The organism is Saccharopolyspora sp. NPDC003752 (assembly GCF_053605825.1).
On sequence record NZ_JBSGJZ010000058.1, the window covers coordinates 15,068 to 32,228 of the forward strand.

The window sequence follows — 17,161 nt, forward strand, 5'->3', positions numbered from 1 at the left end:
CCCCCTCAGCGGTACAGCAGGTACGGCTCGCGTTGTCGTTGGAAGTCCGCCACGTCGTCCTGCCAGGGGCCGACGATCTCGGGCACGTCGGCCCCCGCGTCGACCATCGTGCGCAGGCGGTCGGAGCCGGACAGCTTGTCGATCATGTTGTCGGGCCGCCAGCCGAAGACCTGCGGGTACAGGCGGCGCGCGGTGGTGATCATCGCGACGGCGGCGCCGATCGCGTCGACCTCGCCCGAGCGGTAGACCTGCACGCCGCCGCAGGTTGCGTTGGCGTGCTTGGAGAAAGTCGGCACGAAGTAGGTTTCGCGGAACCGGAGTCCCGGCAGTCCGGCGGCGTTGAGCTCCTCCGCCCAGCGCCAGTCGATGCCGGGCGCGCCGATGATCTCGAACGGCCTGGTGGTGCCGCGGCCCTCGGACAGCACGGTGCCTTCGAACAGCCCGGTCCCGGGGTAGACCGCCGCGGTGTCCGGGGTCGGCATGTTCGGACTGGGCGGGACCCACGGCAGGCCGGCGTCCGCGCCGCGCCCGCGCCAGCCCTCCACGCGGATCACGTCGAGGCGTTCCAGCGGGCTCGGCAGGTACTCGCGGTCGAACAGCCGCGCCAGCTCGCCGACGGTCATGCCGTGCTGCTGCACGATCGGCAGCAGCCCGACGCCGGAGGCGAACCGCGGGTCCAGCCGCGGGCCGGCGACCCGGGAGCCGATCGGGTTCGGCCGGTCCAGCACCAGGAACGCCGCTCCGACCTGGTGAGCCGCCTGCATCGCGGTGAACATCGTCCAGATGTAGGTGTAGAAGCGGGAGCCCACGTCGGCGATGTCGAACACGACCTGCTCGACGCCCGCCTTGCGGAACATCTCGGCCAGCTTCGCCGCGTCGGCCCCGTACGCGTCGTACACGGGCAGGCCGGTGCGCGGGTCGCGGTAGTCGCCCTCCGAGCCGCCGGCCTGCGACGTGCCGCGGAACCCGTGCTCCGGCCCGAAGACCGCGACCACGTCCACCGCGCCGCTGGCGTGCATGACGTCCACGACGTGCTCCAGCGACGCGAGCACGCCGGTCGGGTTGGTGACCACCCCGACCCGGCGGCCGGTGATGTCCTGCCAGTTCCGCGCGGCGAGGACGTCCGCCCCGGTCTTGACGCCCGGGCCGAGGTCGGTGGACCGCGGGGCGGCGCACGCGGAACTCGTCGCGAGGCCCGCCGCGGGCACCGCCAGCGCCGCGGCGGTCAGGAAGCCCCGTCGATTCACACCCATGCCCGCCCCTTCCGCTTTCACCCGGGCTACCAGCTCAGGCCGTGGCCGAACGGGTACTTGTCGACACCGGGCTGACCGGGGTCGGGCACCGGGACCGGCAGCTTGCCGACCGGGGAGATCTCGCCGAAGAGCACCTTCGTCAGCGATTCCATCGCCACCGCCTTGTCCGAGTAGGTGGCGATCCAGCCGGGCAGGTCGACGTGCGCCGCGTCGTACGGGTCGCGCACGGCGACGGCGACGACCGGCTTCCCGGTCTGCTGCAGGGCGCGGACCAGGTCGAGCTGCGTCTTGTTGGCCTCGCTCCACGCGGCGTTGGTCAGCACCACGGTGACGTCGTTGCGCTTGGCCTCCTCGACGGCCTGACCGATCTGCTCCGGCGTCGGCTTCAAGCCCGTCGCCAGGGCCGACGCCTGCGGGCCGCGCGCCTTGATCCGTTCGGCCAGCGCGGCGGTCGCCTTGTCGCCGGCGCCGGTCACGAACATCGATCCCGGCTTCTGCAGCGGCAGCATCCCGTCGTTGCGCAGGACGGTCGTGGTGCGGTCGGTGATGGCCTGCGCCTCGGCGAGGTGCTCCGGCGTCCCGACGATCTGGTCCACTTTGGACACGTCGACGAACGGGTTGTCCAGCACGCCCCGCGCGGCCTTCAGCGCCAGGATGCGCTCCACGCTCTGGTCGATGCGCTGCTCGGTGAGCTCGCCGCTGCGCACCGCGTTGACCACGCCGTCGATGGCGACCTGCACGTTGAACGGCATCAGCATGATGTCGGCACCGGCCTTGAGCGCGAGCACCGGGATCTCGGCGTCCGGGTGCTTCTCCCGCACCCCGTCCATCTTCAGCGAGTCGGTGACGATCACGCCCTTGAAGCCGAGCTCGTCGCGCAGCATCCCGGTGAGCACGTTCGGGGACAGCGTCGACGGCTCACCGGAGTCGTCGAGCTTGGGGACCATGAGGTGACCGCTCATGACCATGTCGGTCCCGGCGGCGATCGCGTCCTTGAACGGCGGCGCGTCCAGCTGCTCCCACTGCTGCCGGTCGTGCTCGATCACCGGCAGCGACGTGTGGCTGTCCTGGCTGGTGTCGCCGTGCCCGGGGAAGTGCTTGACCGCGGCCGACACCGTCTCGCCCGGCTTCGCCGAGTCTTCGTAGCCGCGGATCTGCGCGGCGGTGAGCTGCGCGGCCAGTGCCGGGTCGGAGGAGAACGACCGCACCCCGATCACCGGGTTCGCCGGGTTGACGTTGACGTCTCCGCTCGGCGCGAAGTTCTGGTTCAGGCCCATCGCCCGCAGTTCCTGCCCGGTGATCGCGGCCGCGCGGACCGCGTCGTCGGTGCTGCGGCCGGAGCCGAGCGCCATGTTGCCCGGGAACTGGGTGGCGGGTTCCAGGATCCGGGTGACCTGCCCCTGCTCCTGGTCGGTGGAGATCAGCAGTGGCACCTTCGCGCCGGAGTTGAGCGCGGCGTCCTGCAGGCCGTTGGACAGCTCGGCGATCTGCTCGGGGTCGTAGAGGCTGTCGGTCCAGGCGAAGTGGATGATGCCGCCGAGGTGGTACTTCTGCACCACTTGCGCCGGGGTGTCGACCCCGAACTCCGCCTGGTTCTGCGGGTGCGCGGTGTCCGCCGTGCGGCCGTAGGCGTAGGTGACGAACAGCTGCCCGACCTTCTCCTCCAGCGTCATCTGCTTGAGCAGCTCGGCGGGTGACTTCGGCTGCTTCGGGGCTGCGGTGCCGCCGGTGGTGGTAAGCGCGGCGGCACCGATGGCGACGGCGCTCAGCGCGATGGCGGCTCGGCGCGCTCGGGTCTTCACGTTGGCCTCCCTGCGGGCGGGGTAACGCCGGGCGGAAAGTGTTCACCACGAAATCGGTCGATTTCGGAAGTTACTCACACGTTCGGCCCCGGTCAACGCTGCGCACCGGTGTGGTCGCGGACGGTCCCGCGAAGGAGGAACGAGACAGAGATACGGCGGCGGCCCGTCGATCAGATCGACGGGCCGCCGCCCCTCTGCGCGAGTACTCGGGTTACCAAGCGTGCACTCTTGTCGTAACTTCCGGGCTAGGCGTCCGGCGTCCCGGTACGCAACCCCGTGGAACGACCAGCCTTGTGTGCGGCAACGCGTGGGTGCTCCGGGCCTCGCGCGCGGAGTCTGATCGGGGTGGATGTTACTTCTCCTCCGTAACATCCCTGGCCAACCAGGGTCCGCACCTCCTTTGTAGTCGGTGACGCGCGTCACTGCAAGGGTTCGGATGCAGGCCGTAGGTATGGGTTTTCGGATGGCGATCTTCGCCGGCGGTGCGGTGTCGCGCGCCCGCTGTGGCGGTCAGCGCCGGCGGCGCCAGGCCCGCAGGCCCCACCACGCCGCACCGGCCGCGGCCACCGCGCCCATGCCGACGCCGGCCGCGGTCACCGCCGCGCGGGACGGGGTGGGGATCCGGGCGCGCAGCGACACCGGGTGCTCGAAGGACAGCGTCGGCCAGCCGCGCTGGACGGCCTCCTTGCGCAGTCCGCGGTCGGGGTTGACGACGGTCGGGTGCCCGACGGCTTCCAGCAGTGGCAGATCCGTGATCGAGTCCGAGTAAGCGTGGCACTCGGCGAGGTCGTAGCCGTATTCGTCGGAGAGCTCGCGGGCGGCGGTCGCCTTGTTCTCCGCGGAGCAGTAGAACTCGATCTCGCCGGTGTAGCGGCCGTCCACCACGACCATCCGGGTGCCGGACCAGTGCGTGGCGCCGAGAAGCTTCGCGATGGGGGCGACCACTTCTTCGCCCGAGGCCGACAGCACGACGATGTCGTGGCCCTGCTCCTGGTGCTCCGCGATGAGCTGCGTGGCTTCCTTGTAGACCAGCGGATCGACGATGTCGTGCAGCGTTTCCTCGACGATCGCGTTGACCTGCTCGACGTCCCAGCCGGTGCACAGCGACGTGATGTGCGCGCGCATCCGGTCCATCTGGTCGGCGTCGGCGCCGGCCAGCATGAACACGAACTGGGCGTAGGCGCTTTTCAGCACGGCCCGTCGGTTGATCAGCCCTTCCTGGAAGAAGGGGCGGCTGAAGGCGAGGGTGCTCGACTTGGCGATGACGGTCTTGTCCAGGTCGAAGAACGCGGCCACCCGGCGTCCGGTGTGGGTCGATGGGTTCGCGGGCTCTGTCACGCCGCACAGCATACGAGCCCGCTTCGGCGGGCTGCGGGCGCGCATTACCGAAGGGTTTTCCATTCCCGGTGGTGGCCTTGCGCATCGTTTTCGGCAATCGATCCGTTAGTCGCCGGGCCCGTTGTCGCGCCGTCGACCGCCCGGGATTTGCTAGTTCCGAGGGCCCGGGCGGCGCGATCTCGTGCGCCTGGGGCGGGGACGGGGCGTCACGCGTCGAGAACTCACGCTGTGTGTGGTGTCGGGCGTTGTTTTCGTCTAGCGGGAGTTTTTTCTTGACTCGAATGTCGGCTACTGACCGGTTCAGTGCGCACTGAGAGCGAGAACGTTCGCTCAAATGGACGGGGGGCATTGCGGGGGATCTACGAGCTAGAGTGAGAGGAGTCCGGTGCTACCGGGCAGGTTCAGCTCGACCCCCCGGAGCTGAACTGCAGACGGCCCCCGCCCCTCCCCCCTGGCGGGGGCCGTCCCCTTTCCGGGGCTCCGCCGCGGCCCATTCCGCCGGAAACCAATGTGAACTCCTTCCGTTTTTCGCGGGCGATGTCGCGCTTTCGGGGTATGCGAGTTATCCACAGGTCATCGGTTTGTCCACAGATTTGGAAAAGTCGGTTGGCAGCTGCCGATGATCCGGCCACCTTGGTTATCGAGCGCCAATTCGGCGCGCATCCATCCCCACCATTCGATTGCCGGAGGCATCGCCATGACTGCTGCACGCCCGCTGCTCGTCGCGCGGGATTCCGCGCTGGCCGAAGAGGTCTCCCGGCTGGCCGCGGCGGCCGGCGGCGAAGTGGAACACGTGCCGGGCCCGGCGCCGCCGAGCTGGCGGACCGCGCCGCTGGTGCTGCTCGACGCCGCTGCGCTCGGCGCGGCCGATGGGCTGCCGCGAAGACGCGGAGTCGTTGTGCTGTCGAAGGATCCGACGCCCGATCTCTGGCGTGCCGCGTTCGAGATCGGCGCCGAGCGCGTGCTCGAACTGCCTGCCGACGAGGCGGGTCTCATCGAGCTGCTGGCGGATGCCGGCGACGCTCCGGCGCAGGGCGGCCGGGTGCTCGCGGTGCTGGGCGGTTGCGGTGGGGCGGGAGCGTCCGTGCTGGCCACCGCGACGGCGGTGTTCGCCGCGCGCAGCGGAGAACGGTCGCTGCTGGTCGACTGCGATCCGCTCGGCGGCGGGGTCGATCTCGCCGTCGGCGCGGAGGCTGCCGACGGCCTGCGCTGGTCGGGGCTGGCCGTCAACGCCGGCCGGCTCGCCGCGAGCGCGCTGCACGAGGCGCTGCCGAAGCGCCGGATCGGCAGCGGCGCGATCACGGTGCTGTCCTGCGACCGCGACGGGCCGCCGACCGGGCTGACGCCGGAGGCGGTGCGAGCCGTGCTCTGCGCTGGTCGTCGGGCCGGCGACACCGTGGTCTGCGATCTCCCGCGCACCCTTCCGGCTGCGGCCGCGGCCGGGCTGCGCGACGCGGACCTGGCGGTCGTCGTCGTGCCTGCCGAGGTGCGTGCCTGCGCGGCAGCGGCACGAGCGGTGGCGAGCATCCGGGAACACGCGGCCGGTCCGGTCCGGCTGGTGGTCCGGGGGCCCGCGCCCGGTGGGCTGCGCACGGCGGACGTGGCGCGAGCCGTGGGCGCGGAGGTCCTGGCGGTCATGCGGCCGCAGCCGCGTCTGCCGGCGGTCCTGGATCGCGGCGGTCTCGCCGCGGCCGGCCCGGTGCGGCGGGGCCCGGTGGCCCGGGTCGCGCGGGAAGTCCTGGCCGCGCTCGGCCGCCCGGAACCGTCCACAGTGGCTGGTTGACGACAGGGGAAGCGCGCCGGTCGGGCGGCGCGGGGAATCAGCTCTTTCGGTGCTCCATCGGAACGGAAGTGAGTCGAGTCATGTCCATGAGTCGTGTCCTGGAAGTCGGCCCGATCCCCGGCGGATCGGCGGAATCGTCCACTGTGGCCGATTCGATCGACGGTGAGTTGCTGGAGCGGGTGCGCAACCGGCTGGTCGGCAGCGGTGCCACGCTGACCTCGGCCGCCGTCGCGTCCGCGGTGCGGGAGGAGTCGGGCGGGCTGGTCGCCGACGCCGACGTGCTGGCCGCACTTCGCCTGGTGCAGCAGGAATTCCGCGGGGCAGGCGTGCTGGAGCCGCTGCTGCGCGATCCGGCGGTGTCCGACGTGCTCGTCACCGCGCCGAACAAGGTGTGGGTCGACCGCGGCGAAGGGCTCCAGCGCGCGGCGGTGCGCTTCGCCGACGAAGACGCGGTGCGCCGCCTCGCGCAGCGGCTCGCGGTGGCCAGCGGCCGCAGGCTGGACGACGCCCAGCCGTGGGTCGATGCCTGGTTGCCGCAGGAGAGCGCATCCGGGCCGGTCCGGCTGCACGCGGTGCTTCCGCCGATTGCGGGCGAAGGTACCTGCATCTCGCTGCGCGTGCTGCGCCCGGCCGCGCACGATCTCGACGCGCTGTGCGGTTCCGGTGCCTTCGACGGCCCGACCGCCGCGGTGCTGCGCGAAATCGTCGCCACCAGGCTGGCCTTCCTGGTCGTCGGAGGTACTGCCAGCGGCAAGACGACGTTGCTGGCGGCGATGCTGGGCGAGGTCGCGGAATCCGAGCGCATCGTGTGCGTCGAGGAGGCCGCCGAGCTCTACCCGCGTCATCCGCACGTGGTCCGGCTGCTCACCCGCCCGGCGAACGTCGAGGGAGCAGGCGAGATCCAGGTCCGCGACCTGGTCCGGCAGGCGCTGCGCATGCGCCCGGATCGGCTCGTCGTCGGCGAGGTGCGCGGCGGTGAGGTGCGCGAGCTGCTGGCCGCGCTGAACACCGGCCACGACGGAGGCGGGGGCACGCTGCACGCCAACTCGCCGCAAGAGGTTCCGGCCCGGATGGAGGCGCTGGCGGCGCTCGGCGGGCTGCCGCGCGCGGCCCTGCACAGCCAGCTCGCTGCGGCAGTGCAGGTGGTGCTGCACGTTCGCCGGAGCGCTCGGCGCGGAAGGCACCTCGCCGGGATAGGCGTGCTGCGGCGCAACGGCGAGCTGGTCGAGGTGCTCCCGGCCTGGCAGGCCGAGAGCGGGTGGGGGCAGGGCAAGGACGCGTTGGCGGCGCTGCTGGCCGCGAGAGGAGGTGCGTTGCCGTGCTGATCCACGCGCTGGTCGTGCTGGCCGTAGCCGCTCTCTGCTGGCCGGAGATCAGGGCGCGCGACCGGCTCCTCGCCGAGCCGGTGCGCGTTGCCAGACCCTCGTTCCGGGGTGTCGGTCGGCTGCTCGTGATTCCAGCCGGTGCCGTCGCGGGCTGGGGCTTCGCTGGTCCGGCCGGTTCTTGTGCGGCTGTTGCGTTGTCGCTGCTCGGCGCGAAGTACTGGCGAACGCAGCGGGACTGGCGACATCGGCTGGACCGGGCCGACGAGCTGACCGCGGGGCTGCGGCTGCTGGTGGCGCAGCTGCGCGCTGGAGCCCACCCGGCCGCCGCTGCGGAGGGCGCGGCGGCAGAGGCCGGTCCGGCGGTGGCCGGGGTGTTCCAGGACATGGCCACCACGGTCCGGCTCGGCGGCGATGTCGCGGCGGCTCTCGAAGGGCACGACGGGATCGCCGAGCTGCGCGGGCCGCAGGACCGGATGGCCAGGGCCTGGGCGCTGGCGGAGCGGCATGGCGTTGCGCTGGCCGACCTGCTCGAGGCGGTGCGTCGCGACGTCGAGCGGCGGACCGCGTTCCGGCGGGACGTCGAGGCGAAGATGGCCGGCCCGCGATCGACCGCCGCCGTGCTCACCGGGCTGCCGGTCTTCGGGTTGCTGTTCGGCGAAGCCGTCGGGGCGGGGCCGATCACCGTCCTGGCCGGCGGGCTGCTCGGGCAACTGCTCCTGCTGGTCGGAGTGGCCCTGCTGGGCGCCGGGATCGGCTGGACGTTGCGCCTGACCAGGGCGGTGGTGCAGCCGTGATCGAACTGCTGCTCGCGGCCGCGGCTCTGCTGCTCGTGCCGCCGAGCTCGGCGCGGGTGCGGCTCCGGTCGCTCGGCCCGCGCTCGCCGGCTCGCGGGCGTCCCAGGAAGTCCATTGTGGTTTGGGCGTTGCCGCTGGCCGTCGGGGCTGGCGCGGTGCAGGTGCTGGGCCCGGTCGTCGGGATCTCGATGGGGCTGGCCGCCGCCTTCGCCGTGCGCCGGTGGTCGGCGCTCGCGGACCGGCGCCGCGACCGGACGGATCCGCTCGCGCTGGCCGCCGGTTGGGACCTGCTGGCCGCCGGGATGCGAGCCGGGCTGCCGGTGCCGGTGATCGTGCGCGCGGTAGCCGACGAACTCACCGGTGCGGCGCAGCGAACTCTGCGCGAGGTCGCCGACCACCTCGCGCTGGGTGCGGACGCCGCGACCGGCTGGGAACCGGCGCTGCGGAACCCGGACACCGCAGAACTCGCCCGGGCGGCCCGGCGCACCGCCCGGACCGGCAGCGCGCTGGCGGACGTGGCGGGCGAAATCGCTGCCCACGCGCGAGCTGCGGTTGCCGAGCAGGCCGAAGCACGCGCGCAACGCGCAACGGTGTGGATCTCGGCGCCGCTCGGCCTGTGCTTCCTGCCCGCGTTCCTGTGCCTCGGGGTGCTGCCCGTGGTGGTCGGCATGATGCATCGCCTCGCGGTGCCCTTGTGAGTCCATTGTGGATCTGAATTGGAGGTTGATCGAGATGAGTGCCCGGTCGAACCGGTGGACGGCGACGCGCCGACTGCGCGCCCTGCTGCACGGAGACGGCGGCATGAGCACCGCCGAATACGCGGTGGGAACCGTCGCAGCGGTGGCGTTCGCCTCGCTTCTCTATGACGTCGTGACCGGAAACTCGGTCAAGGACGCGCTCGCCGGGCTCATCGCCCGCGGGCTCGAAGGCGGCGATACCTGATGGCCGCGCAGGTGGTTCCGGCGTCGCCCGGCGCCGGAACGGCCTGCCGCGACGCCGGGGCGGTCACGGTCGAGGCGGCGCTGGGCATCTGCTCGGTGATCGCGGTGTTCGCGCTGATCCTGACCGGGATCGGCGCGCTGATCGGCCAGCTCCGCTGCACCGATGCGGCGGTCGAAGCCGCGCGGTTGGTGGCGCGCGGCGACCGGCCCCGCGCGGACGAGGCGGTCGGCCGCATCGCACCCGGCGGCGCGTCGCTTTCGGTGCTGGTCGAGGGCGATCAGGTCAGCACCGAGGTGAGCGCCCCGCTACCCGGCGAGTTCCTGCCCGGTCGCTGGCTGAAAGCACGGGCGGTGGCGGTGCTGGAACCAGGGGTGGCGCCATGAGCGGCGACAGGGGAGCGGCCACCGTGGTTGCGGCGGTGCTCTCGCTGGCGCTGATCATCTTGCTGTCCGTCGTCCTGCAACTGGGCGCGGTCACCGTCGCCCGCCACCGGGCCGAAGGGGCGGCGGATCTCGCCGCGCTGGCCGCCGCCGCATATGCGCCGCACGGGCAGCAGGTCGCGTGCGAGCGGGCGAACCGGGTCGCGAGCGGGATGCGAGCCGAGCTCACGGAATGCCGGATGGACGGCTGGGACGCCCTCGTGACGGTCCGAGCCGATCTTCCCGGGTTCGTCCCCGGCGGGCGAAAGGCCAGCGCACGGGCTCGTGCCGGGCCGGAGGGAAGCTGAACGGCGGCCGATCGATCCGGCCGCGACGAACGGTCGACGAGCGGTCGGGCGACCGGATTTCACCCTAGCGAGCGGTCGTTCCGGTGCCGCTCAACAGGATGATCCTTATAGTTCACGTGTTCCGGGCGGGAGCGTTCGTCGCGGCTCAGCTACCGGTCGTCGACTGGGGGTGTACTCACCCGGTTCGGATGACGTTGATTAGTGGTGTGAGCGCAAGACCCAAGGTTCACGACAACGAGGTCGAGAATCAGGCGGCTGCCGAAGGTTCTCCGGAGGCACCCCCCGAGCCGCCGGTCCGGCGCCCACTGTGGAACAAGGAGGCGGAGCAAATGCAACGGTCGGCGGACAGGTGGCAAAGCGCCTTCCGCGGCATCCCGGCCCACCCGGCCGGGCTGACCAGCAGCCGGATCGAACTTCGCGTGCAGGCAATCGGATTCGCCTCGCGCGGTTGGCCGGTGCTACCCGGAACCTATCCCGAAGAAGACGGCTGGATCGGTCGCCGCGGACGCCAGGAGACCGGCCTGCGGCCGGTGTACCGCGACTGGCAGGACCGCCTCGGCACCAACCCCGACGAGGTCACGTCCTGGTGGACGGAGCGGCCCTACGGCCTGCTGGTCGCCACCGGAACCACGGTCGACGCCATCGAGGTCGACTCGAACCTAGGCCACCGCGCCGCGTTGGTGCTGCGCGCACTCGGCTTCCCGGTGCCGATCGTGGCCACCCCGGACGGCCGCTGGTACTTCCTGATGTCCGGCGGCGGCGAGCTCTACCCCGAGCTGGCCGAGCTGGGCGGAATCATCTTGCACAGCAACGGGAGCTGGGTGCCGATGCCCCCGACGGCCTACCCCGGCGGTGCGGTGCACTGGCGGGTCAAGCCGGAGGTCTGCGCCTGGCAGCTGCCCACCCCGGACTTCGTGCAGGACGCGCTCCGCACGGGTCTCGAACTCCTTGACAACAGCAGTCCGGAGAACGTGGCGGAACTTCTCGCAGCGGGCAGGTGACCACCTGCCGGCCGCACCGACGCCGACCGGATCGGCATCCGCGCCCGGGCTCCCCGACACGACCGAACGCGTCTCCTCCGAGCACGCACCAGCCCTTCGTGCTCAGCTCTCTTGTGGACGGTCGTGCAGCCCAGCCGATCCGCCGGCGCCGCCCCCGAGCGCGGCCGACACCGCATCGAGAACAGCCACCGCCCCCGCCTTGTCCAGCGGCTCGTTGCCGTTCCCGCACTTCGGCGACTGGACGCAGGACGGGCATCCCGCCGGGCAGTCGCAGGAAGCGATCGCTTCCCGCGTCGCGGCCAACCATGGGACCAATGCGGCATGACCGCGATCGGCGAATCCGGCCCCTCCCGGATGACCGTCGTGCACGAACACCGTTGCCTCCCCGGTGTCGGCGTGCAGCGCGGTGGAAACCCCGCCGATGTCCCATCGATCGCAGGTCGCGAACAGCGGTAGCAGGCCGATCGCCGCGTGCTCGGCGGCATGCAGCGCGCCGGGGATGCGCGCCGGATCCAGCCCGGCGCCCCCCGGCGCGCTGCCCACCAGCAGCTCGTCGCCGACCGTGTACCAGACCGCCCGGGTCATCAGGGTCTGCGCGGGGAGGTCCAGCGGAACCTGGTCCAGCACCGCCCCGGAGGGCCGTTTCCGCAGGTAGCCGACGACCTGCGAGGTGACTTCCACCTCGCCGAGGCAGACCGTGACGCCGCGTCCGGTGTCGTGCCGCTCGATGGTCCGCAGCACCGAGATGTCCACCACGTTGCGGGGCGAGGTCGTCCAATCGGGGCTTTCCTCGTGCACCAGGGCGATCCCGGTCTCCAGGTCCAGCTCGTCCACCACGAACGATTCGCCGCGGTGCAGGTAGACCGCCCCCGGGTGCACCGTCCCGCAGGCCGAGTCCGGGTCCACGGTGCCGAGCATGCGCCCGGATTCGCCTTCCACGACGGCGATCGGATGCCCGCCGGCGCCCCGCAGCTCGACGTTCCGATGTGGACGCTCGCGGGAGGTCCAGAACCAGCCGTGCGGGCGCTTGCGCAGCACCCCGTCCGCCGTGAGCGCTGCCACGGCCCGCCGCGCCGGTTCGCCGCCGAAGACGTCGAAGGAGTCCTCGTCGAGCGGCAGCTCGGCGGCGGCGCAGGCCAGGTGCGGTTCGAGAACGTACGGATTGGTCGGGTCGAGCACCGTCGCCTCGACCGGGCGCTCGAGTACCGCGGACGGGTGGTGCACCAGGTAGGTGTCCAGCGGATCGTCTCGCGCGACGAAGACGACCAGAGCGCCGTCGCCGTCCCGCCCGGCGCGTCCGGCCTGCTGCCAGAAGGACGCGAGGGTGCCGGGATACCCGGCGACCACGACGGCGTCGAGCCCGGAGATGTCGACGCCGAGTTCCAGCGCGTTGGTGGTGGCCACCGCGCGGAGCTCGCCCGAGAGCAGGGAACGTTCCAGCTCGCGGCGGTCCTCGGGCAGGTAACCGCCGCGGTAGGCGGCCACCTTCGCGGCGAGCGATTCGTCCACTTCGGACAGCGCGCGCTGCGCGGACAGCGCCGCCAGCTCCACGCCGCGCCGGGACCGGATGAACGCCAGCGTCCGGGCGTCCTCGATGACCAGCTCGGTCATGATCCGCGCCGCCTCGGTGCCGACCGCCCGGCGCACCGGGGCGCCGTTCTCGCCGATCATCTCGTCGAGCAGCGGCGGCTCCCAGAACGCGACCGTCCGGGCCCCGCGCGGTGACCCGTCGTCGGTCACGGCGCGGCACGAGACGCCGGTCAGGCGCTCGGCCAGTGATTCCGGGTCGGACACGGTGGCCGAGGCGAGCACGAAGACCGGGTCCGCGCCGTAGTGCTGCGCGACGCGGCGCAGGCGGCGCAGCAGCAGCGCGACGTGGGAGCCGAACACCCCGCGGTAGGTGTGGCACTCGTCGACCACGATGTGGCTGAGCCGCCGGAAGAACCGCGCCCAGCGGCCATGCCCGGGCAGCACGCCGTAATGCAGCATGTCCGGGTTGGTGAAGATCCACCGGCCGTGCGCTCGCACCCAGTCCCGCTCGACCTGCGGCGTGTCGCCGTCGTAGCTCGCCGCCCGGACCTCCGCCATGCCGAGCTCGCCGATGGTGCGCAGCTGATCGGCCCCGAGCGCCTTCGTGGGGGCGAGGTACAGCGCGGTCGCCCGATCGTCTTCGAGCAGCCGCGAGAGCACCGGCAGCTGGTAGACCAGCGATTTCCCGGAGGCCGTGCCGGTCGCGACGACCACGTGCTCGCCGGCCCGGACCGCCTCGGCTCCCTCGATCTGGTGCACCCACGGCTCCCGCGCGCCGCGCTCGCGGAACGCGTCCACCAGCCGCGGCGGGGCCCACTCCGGCCAGTCGGCAGTGCGGGCCGGGCGGGTGGGCAGGTGCGCGACGTGCCGCAACGGTGTTTCGTCGGCCGGAATGCCGGCTACCGCGCGGTCGAGTAACCGCCGCCCCTTGTCCTGGTCCGCTGCGCGCACGCTAGCGAGCCTCGCACAGCGCCGATCGCGCACCGCGCACGCGTTCCCGGTTCCCGCATCCGTGTCGGTATCGCTCGATCGGCTGGTTCTTGCCGCGGTCCGGGGCGGAGGCGCTGACTCCGGCGGCGACCCGGTGGACCGTCGGAGTCGTGCCTCATACCCCATGTAACCCGTTTGGGCCAAATCAACCTTTGCCCAATTGGGTGATCAAGTACCTATCTGAATCGATTCTTTCGTAACAGAATCCCACGTCGAGACGAGTTGCGTATCACACCGTGAGGTAAGCCACTCGTGGCCTGAATAGACTCCCGAGCCACGACGTCGCCACGGACGGCCAGCAACCGATCACCGGCCGTACCGGGCGGGGCCGCCTACCGCGCACCGGAGCCCCGTCGAGCGTTGCGGAGCCCCGGTGCTGAACCGAGCACAACCCAGGAGGACGGATGTCCCTGCTCACCCCGGTCCAGCACGGCTGGGCCCAGGGCGCTGCACCACCGAGCTCGCAAACCCGGATGGACCTCGCCCAACAAGCCACCGGTATCGAGCTCGGCGGCGCCGACTACGTCGTCGTCGGTGCCGTGATGGTGATCGCCCTGGCCGCCCTGGCCTTCGGCTACGTCCTGATCAAGGAGGTGCTGTCCGCCGGCCAAGGCACGGCCAAGATGCAGGACATCGCCAAGGGCGTGCAGGAAGGCGCCTCGGCCTACCTGAGCCGGCAGTTCCGCACCCTGGCGATCTTCGCCGTGATCGTGTTCCTGGTGCTGTTCGCGCTGCCCTCGGAGAGCACCGGCGAGACGATCGGGCGATCGATCTTCTTCCTGTTCGGCGCCGCGTTCTCGGCCACCATCGGCTACCTCGGCATGTGGCTGTCCACCCGCGCGAACGTGCGCGTCGCGGCGGCCGCCCGCGAGGAAGGTGAGGGTCGCGAGAAGGCGATGCGGGTCGCGTTCCGCACCGGCGGCGTGGTCGGCATGATCACCGTCGGCCTCGGCCTGTTCGGCGCCGCGCTGGTGGTGCTGGTCTACGCCGGCGGCGCCCCGCGCGTGCTGGAGGGCTTCGGCTTCGGCGCGGCCCTGCTGGCGATGTTCATGCGGGTCGGCGGCGGCATCTTCACCAAGGCCGCCGACGTGGGCGCCGACCTGGTCGGCAAGGTCGAGCAGAACATCCCGGAGGACGACCCGCGCAACGCCGCCACGATCGCCGACAACGTCGGCGACAACGTCGGTGACTGCGCCGGCATGGCGGCCGACCTGTTCGAGTCCTACGCGGTCACCCTGGTCGCCTCGCTGATCCTGGGCACCGCCGCGTTCGGCCTGCACGGCCTGCTGTTCCCGCTGATCGTGCCCGCGCTGGGCGTGATCACCGCGGTGATCGGCGTCTACATCACCAAGGCACGTGCCGGCGAGAGCGCGCTGACCGCGATCAACCGGTCGTTCTACATCTCGGCGGGCATCTCCGCGGTGCTCTGCGTGATCGCCGCGCTGCTGTACCTGCCGAGCTCCTTCGGCGAGCTCACCGGCGTATCCGAGGAGATCCGCGCCACCAGCGGCAACCCGGCGGTGATCGCGCTGGTCGCGGTGATCATCGGCATCCTGCTCGCGGTGGTCATCCTCAAGCTCACCGGGTACTTCACCGCCACCGAGCACCGCCCGGTGCGCGACGTCGGCAAGTCTTCGTTGACCGGCGCGGCCACCGTGATCCTCTCGGGCCTGTCGGTGGGCTTCGAGTCCGCCGTGTACACCGCGCTGATCATCGGCGCGGCGGTGTTCGGCGCGTTCCTGCTGTCCGGTTCGCTGCCGGTGGCGCTGTTCGCCGTCGCGCTCGCCGGCTGCGGCCTGCTGACCACCGTCGGCGTGATCGTCGCGATGGACACCTTCGGCCCGGTCAGCGACAACGCGCAGGGCATCGCCGAGATGTCCGGTGACGTCGAGGGCGAGGGCGCGAAGATCCTCACCGAGCTGGACGCCGTGGGCAACACCACCAAGGCGATCACCAAGGGCATCGCGATCGCCACGGCGGTGCTGGCCGCGACCGCGCTGTTCGGGTCCTACACGGACGCGATCGGCGCCGCGCTGGTCGATGTGGCCGGCCACATCGACGCCTCCACGTTCTTCGTCTACGCGCCGGACGTGCTGGTGGGCGTGATCATCGGGGCGTCCGTGGTGTTCCTGTTCTCGGGCCTGGCGATCAACGCGGTGTCGCGCGCGGCCGGGGCCGTGGTCTACGAGGTGCGGCGGCAGTTCCGCGACAAGCCCGGGATCATGGACGGCTCGGAGCGCCCCGAGTACGGCAGGGTCGTCGACATCTGCACCCGCGACTCGCTGCGCGAGCTGGCCACGCCCGGCCTGCTCGCGGTGCTGGCGCCGATCGCGGTCGGCTTCGGCTTGGGCGTCGGCCCGCTGGCGGGCTACCTCGCCGGCGCCATCGCCACCGGCACCCTGATGGCCATCTTCCTGGCCAACTCCGGTGGGGCGTGGGACAACTCGAAGAAGCTGGTCGAGGACGGCCACCACGGCGGCAAGGGGTCCGAGGCGCACGCCGCCACGGTCATCGGCGACACCGTCGGCGACCCGTTCAAGGACACCGCCGGTCCGGCGATCAACCCGCTGCTGAAGGTGATGAACCTGGTGTCGGTGCTGATCGCGCCGGCCGTGGTGACCTTCACCGTGGGCGCGGACGCGAACCCGGTGGTCGGGCGCGTCATCGCGGCCGTCGCGGTCGTGGTGATCATCGTGGCGGTGGTGGTCTCCAAGCGCCGTTCCACGGCGATCGCGGAGTCATCCACCTCGGACGACAAGGCGGTCAACGGCGCGGCTTGACGCGTCGGCGGCGAAGCGAACGGACCGTTCACCTCGGTTGCCGAGGCGGGCAGTCCGTTCGCTCCGATCGCGCCGGCGGTGCGGATCTGGAAGGGCGCTGTCCCCGAGCGGGGCGGCGCCCTTTTCGTGCGCTGGGGTTTCGCCGGATGGGCGACCCCGCCTTCCAGGGCGCAGTAGGCGGTGGGGAAGAGTCTGCGAGCGCACGCCGAAGGCAACTCCGATCTCTGCGAGGAGTGCGCATGAAGATCCGTTCGACGTCCATCGCGGTGCTCGCCGCCGTCCCGCTGGCACTCGCCGGGTGCGCGGCAGGCCCGGCGCAGGCCCCCGCTCCCGCCCCGCCGCCGAAGCCGGCCGCCCCGAGTCCGGAGGGAGTCGCGTGGGCAGGCCGGATGTGCGGGCTGGTGGGTGACTTCGCCACCTCCCAGAAGCAGCTGCCGGGAATCGACAAGACGAACACGGCCACGGTCAAGCAGACGGTGACCGAACGCATCGACTCGGCGGTGCGCTCCGCCGACGACACCATCAACGGCCTGCGGGCCCTCGGGCCGGCGCCGATCGCGGGCGCGGACTCGGTCAACGACGGCTTCCAGCAGGGCTTCACGCAGGTCCGCGACCTGCTGGCGTCGGCGGCCGAGAAGGCGAAGCAGGTCGATCCGACCAACGAGCAGAGCTTCCAGGAGGGCATGGCCGCGATGCAGCAGGAGCTGCAGAAGGGCCAGCAGCTGGACCTCAAGGACGAGCTGGCGGCGCTGGACCGGAACGAGGAGCTCAAGGCGGCCTCGCAGCAGGCCCCGGAGTGCAAGCAGTTCTTCGCCCCGCCCCAGCAGCAACCCCCGCGCTGAGAACGGCCACCGGGCTGGATGGTGACGCGAACGGCCTGTCACCTCGATTCGTGA

The 17,161-nt window shown here is 71.7% G+C and carries 14 protein-coding genes; 10 read left to right on the forward strand and 4 right to left on the reverse strand.

The window, feature by feature from the left end:
* Positions 1 to 5 precede the first annotated feature (5 nt).
* The 3 genes from ACWEV3_RS39965 to ACWEV3_RS39975 all read right to left on the reverse strand — a co-directional run bounded on the left by ACWEV3_RS39965 (position 6) and on the right by ACWEV3_RS39975 (position 4,405).
* Positions 6 to 1,253: an exo-beta-N-acetylmuramidase NamZ family protein gene (locus tag ACWEV3_RS39965; RefSeq protein WP_452618889.1), complete on the reverse strand. Its 1,248-nt coding sequence runs from the start codon at positions 1,251 to 1,253 to the stop codon at positions 6 to 8.
* A gap of 26 nt (positions 1,254 to 1,279) precedes the next feature.
* Entirely contained in the window at positions 1,280 to 3,055 is a 1,776-nt protein-coding gene (locus ACWEV3_RS39970; RefSeq protein WP_452618890.1) for a glycoside hydrolase family 3 protein, read from the reverse strand.
* A 510-nt stretch (positions 3,056 to 3,565) separates the two neighbouring features.
* On the reverse strand, positions 3,566 to 4,405 hold the full coding sequence (locus tag ACWEV3_RS39975) for an HAD family hydrolase (RefSeq protein ID WP_093268185.1): 840 nt from the start codon (positions 4,403 to 4,405) through the stop codon (positions 3,566 to 3,568).
* A gap of 685 nt (positions 4,406 to 5,090) precedes the next feature.
* On the opposite strand from ACWEV3_RS39975, the gene ssd reads away from it, so the two are divergent.
* The 8 genes from ssd (at position 5,091) to ACWEV3_RS40015 (ending at position 10,965) form a co-directional block, all read left to right on the forward strand.
* Positions 5,091 to 6,176 carry a septum site-determining protein Ssd gene (ssd, locus tag ACWEV3_RS39980; RefSeq protein ID WP_452618891.1) on the forward strand — a complete coding sequence of 362 codons (1,086 nt, stop codon included), beginning with the start codon at positions 5,091 to 5,093 and terminating at the stop codon, positions 6,174 to 6,176.
* Positions 6,177 to 6,331: 155 nt separating this feature from the next.
* Positions 6,332 to 7,501 (forward strand): TadA family conjugal transfer-associated ATPase, encoded by a 1,170-nt coding sequence (locus ACWEV3_RS39985; RefSeq protein WP_452618914.1) that lies wholly within the window; start codon positions 6,332 to 6,334, stop codon positions 7,499 to 7,501.
* On the forward strand, positions 7,495 to 8,295 hold the full coding sequence (locus ACWEV3_RS39990; protein WP_452618892.1) for a type II secretion system F family protein: 801 nt from the start codon (positions 7,495 to 7,497) through the stop codon (positions 8,293 to 8,295). The genes ACWEV3_RS39985 and ACWEV3_RS39990 overlap by 7 nt, the downstream gene beginning before the upstream one ends.
* Positions 8,292 to 8,993: a type II secretion system F family protein gene (locus ACWEV3_RS39995; protein WP_452618893.1), complete on the forward strand. Its 702-nt coding sequence runs from the start codon at positions 8,292 to 8,294 to the stop codon at positions 8,991 to 8,993. The genes ACWEV3_RS39990 and ACWEV3_RS39995 overlap by 4 nt, the downstream gene beginning before the upstream one ends.
* A gap of 34 nt (positions 8,994 to 9,027) precedes the next feature.
* The gene (locus ACWEV3_RS40000) at positions 9,028 to 9,237 is read left to right on the forward strand and encodes a DUF4244 domain-containing protein (protein WP_132484423.1); all 210 of its coding nucleotides are present in this window, start codon (positions 9,028 to 9,030) and stop codon (positions 9,235 to 9,237) included.
* A complete protein-coding gene (locus tag ACWEV3_RS40005) occupies positions 9,237 to 9,620 on the forward strand; it encodes a TadE family type IV pilus minor pilin (RefSeq protein ID WP_452618894.1) in 384 nt (127 codons plus the stop codon). Before ACWEV3_RS40000 ends, ACWEV3_RS40005 begins: the two co-directional genes overlap by 1 nt.
* A complete protein-coding gene (locus ACWEV3_RS40010; protein ID WP_452618895.1) occupies positions 9,617 to 9,964 on the forward strand; it encodes an Rv3654c family TadE-like protein in 348 nt (115 codons plus the stop codon). The genes ACWEV3_RS40005 and ACWEV3_RS40010 overlap by 4 nt, the downstream gene beginning before the upstream one ends.
* Positions 9,965 to 10,293: 329 nt before the next feature.
* Positions 10,294 to 10,965: a bifunctional DNA primase/polymerase gene (locus tag ACWEV3_RS40015; RefSeq protein ID WP_452618896.1), complete on the forward strand. Its 672-nt coding sequence runs from the start codon at positions 10,294 to 10,296 to the stop codon at positions 10,963 to 10,965.
* A 102-nt stretch (positions 10,966 to 11,067) separates the two neighbouring features.
* Here the strand turns inward: ACWEV3_RS40015 and ACWEV3_RS40020 are convergent, their stop codons facing one another.
* Positions 11,068 to 13,446, reverse strand: a complete 2,379-nt coding sequence (locus ACWEV3_RS40020) for a DEAD/DEAH box helicase (RefSeq protein ID WP_452618897.1) — start codon at positions 13,444 to 13,446, stop codon at positions 11,068 to 11,070.
* Positions 13,447 to 13,889: 443 nt separating this feature from the next.
* On the opposite strand from ACWEV3_RS40020, the gene ACWEV3_RS40025 reads away from it, so the two are divergent.
* Entirely contained in the window at positions 13,890 to 16,265 is a 2,376-nt protein-coding gene (locus tag ACWEV3_RS40025; RefSeq protein ID WP_452618898.1) for a sodium-translocating pyrophosphatase, read from the forward strand.
* 239 nt (positions 16,266 to 16,504) lie between these two features.
* A complete protein-coding gene (locus ACWEV3_RS40030) occupies positions 16,505 to 17,107 on the forward strand; it encodes a hypothetical protein (RefSeq protein WP_452618899.1) in 603 nt (200 codons plus the stop codon).
* Positions 17,108 to 17,161 lie beyond the last annotated feature (54 nt).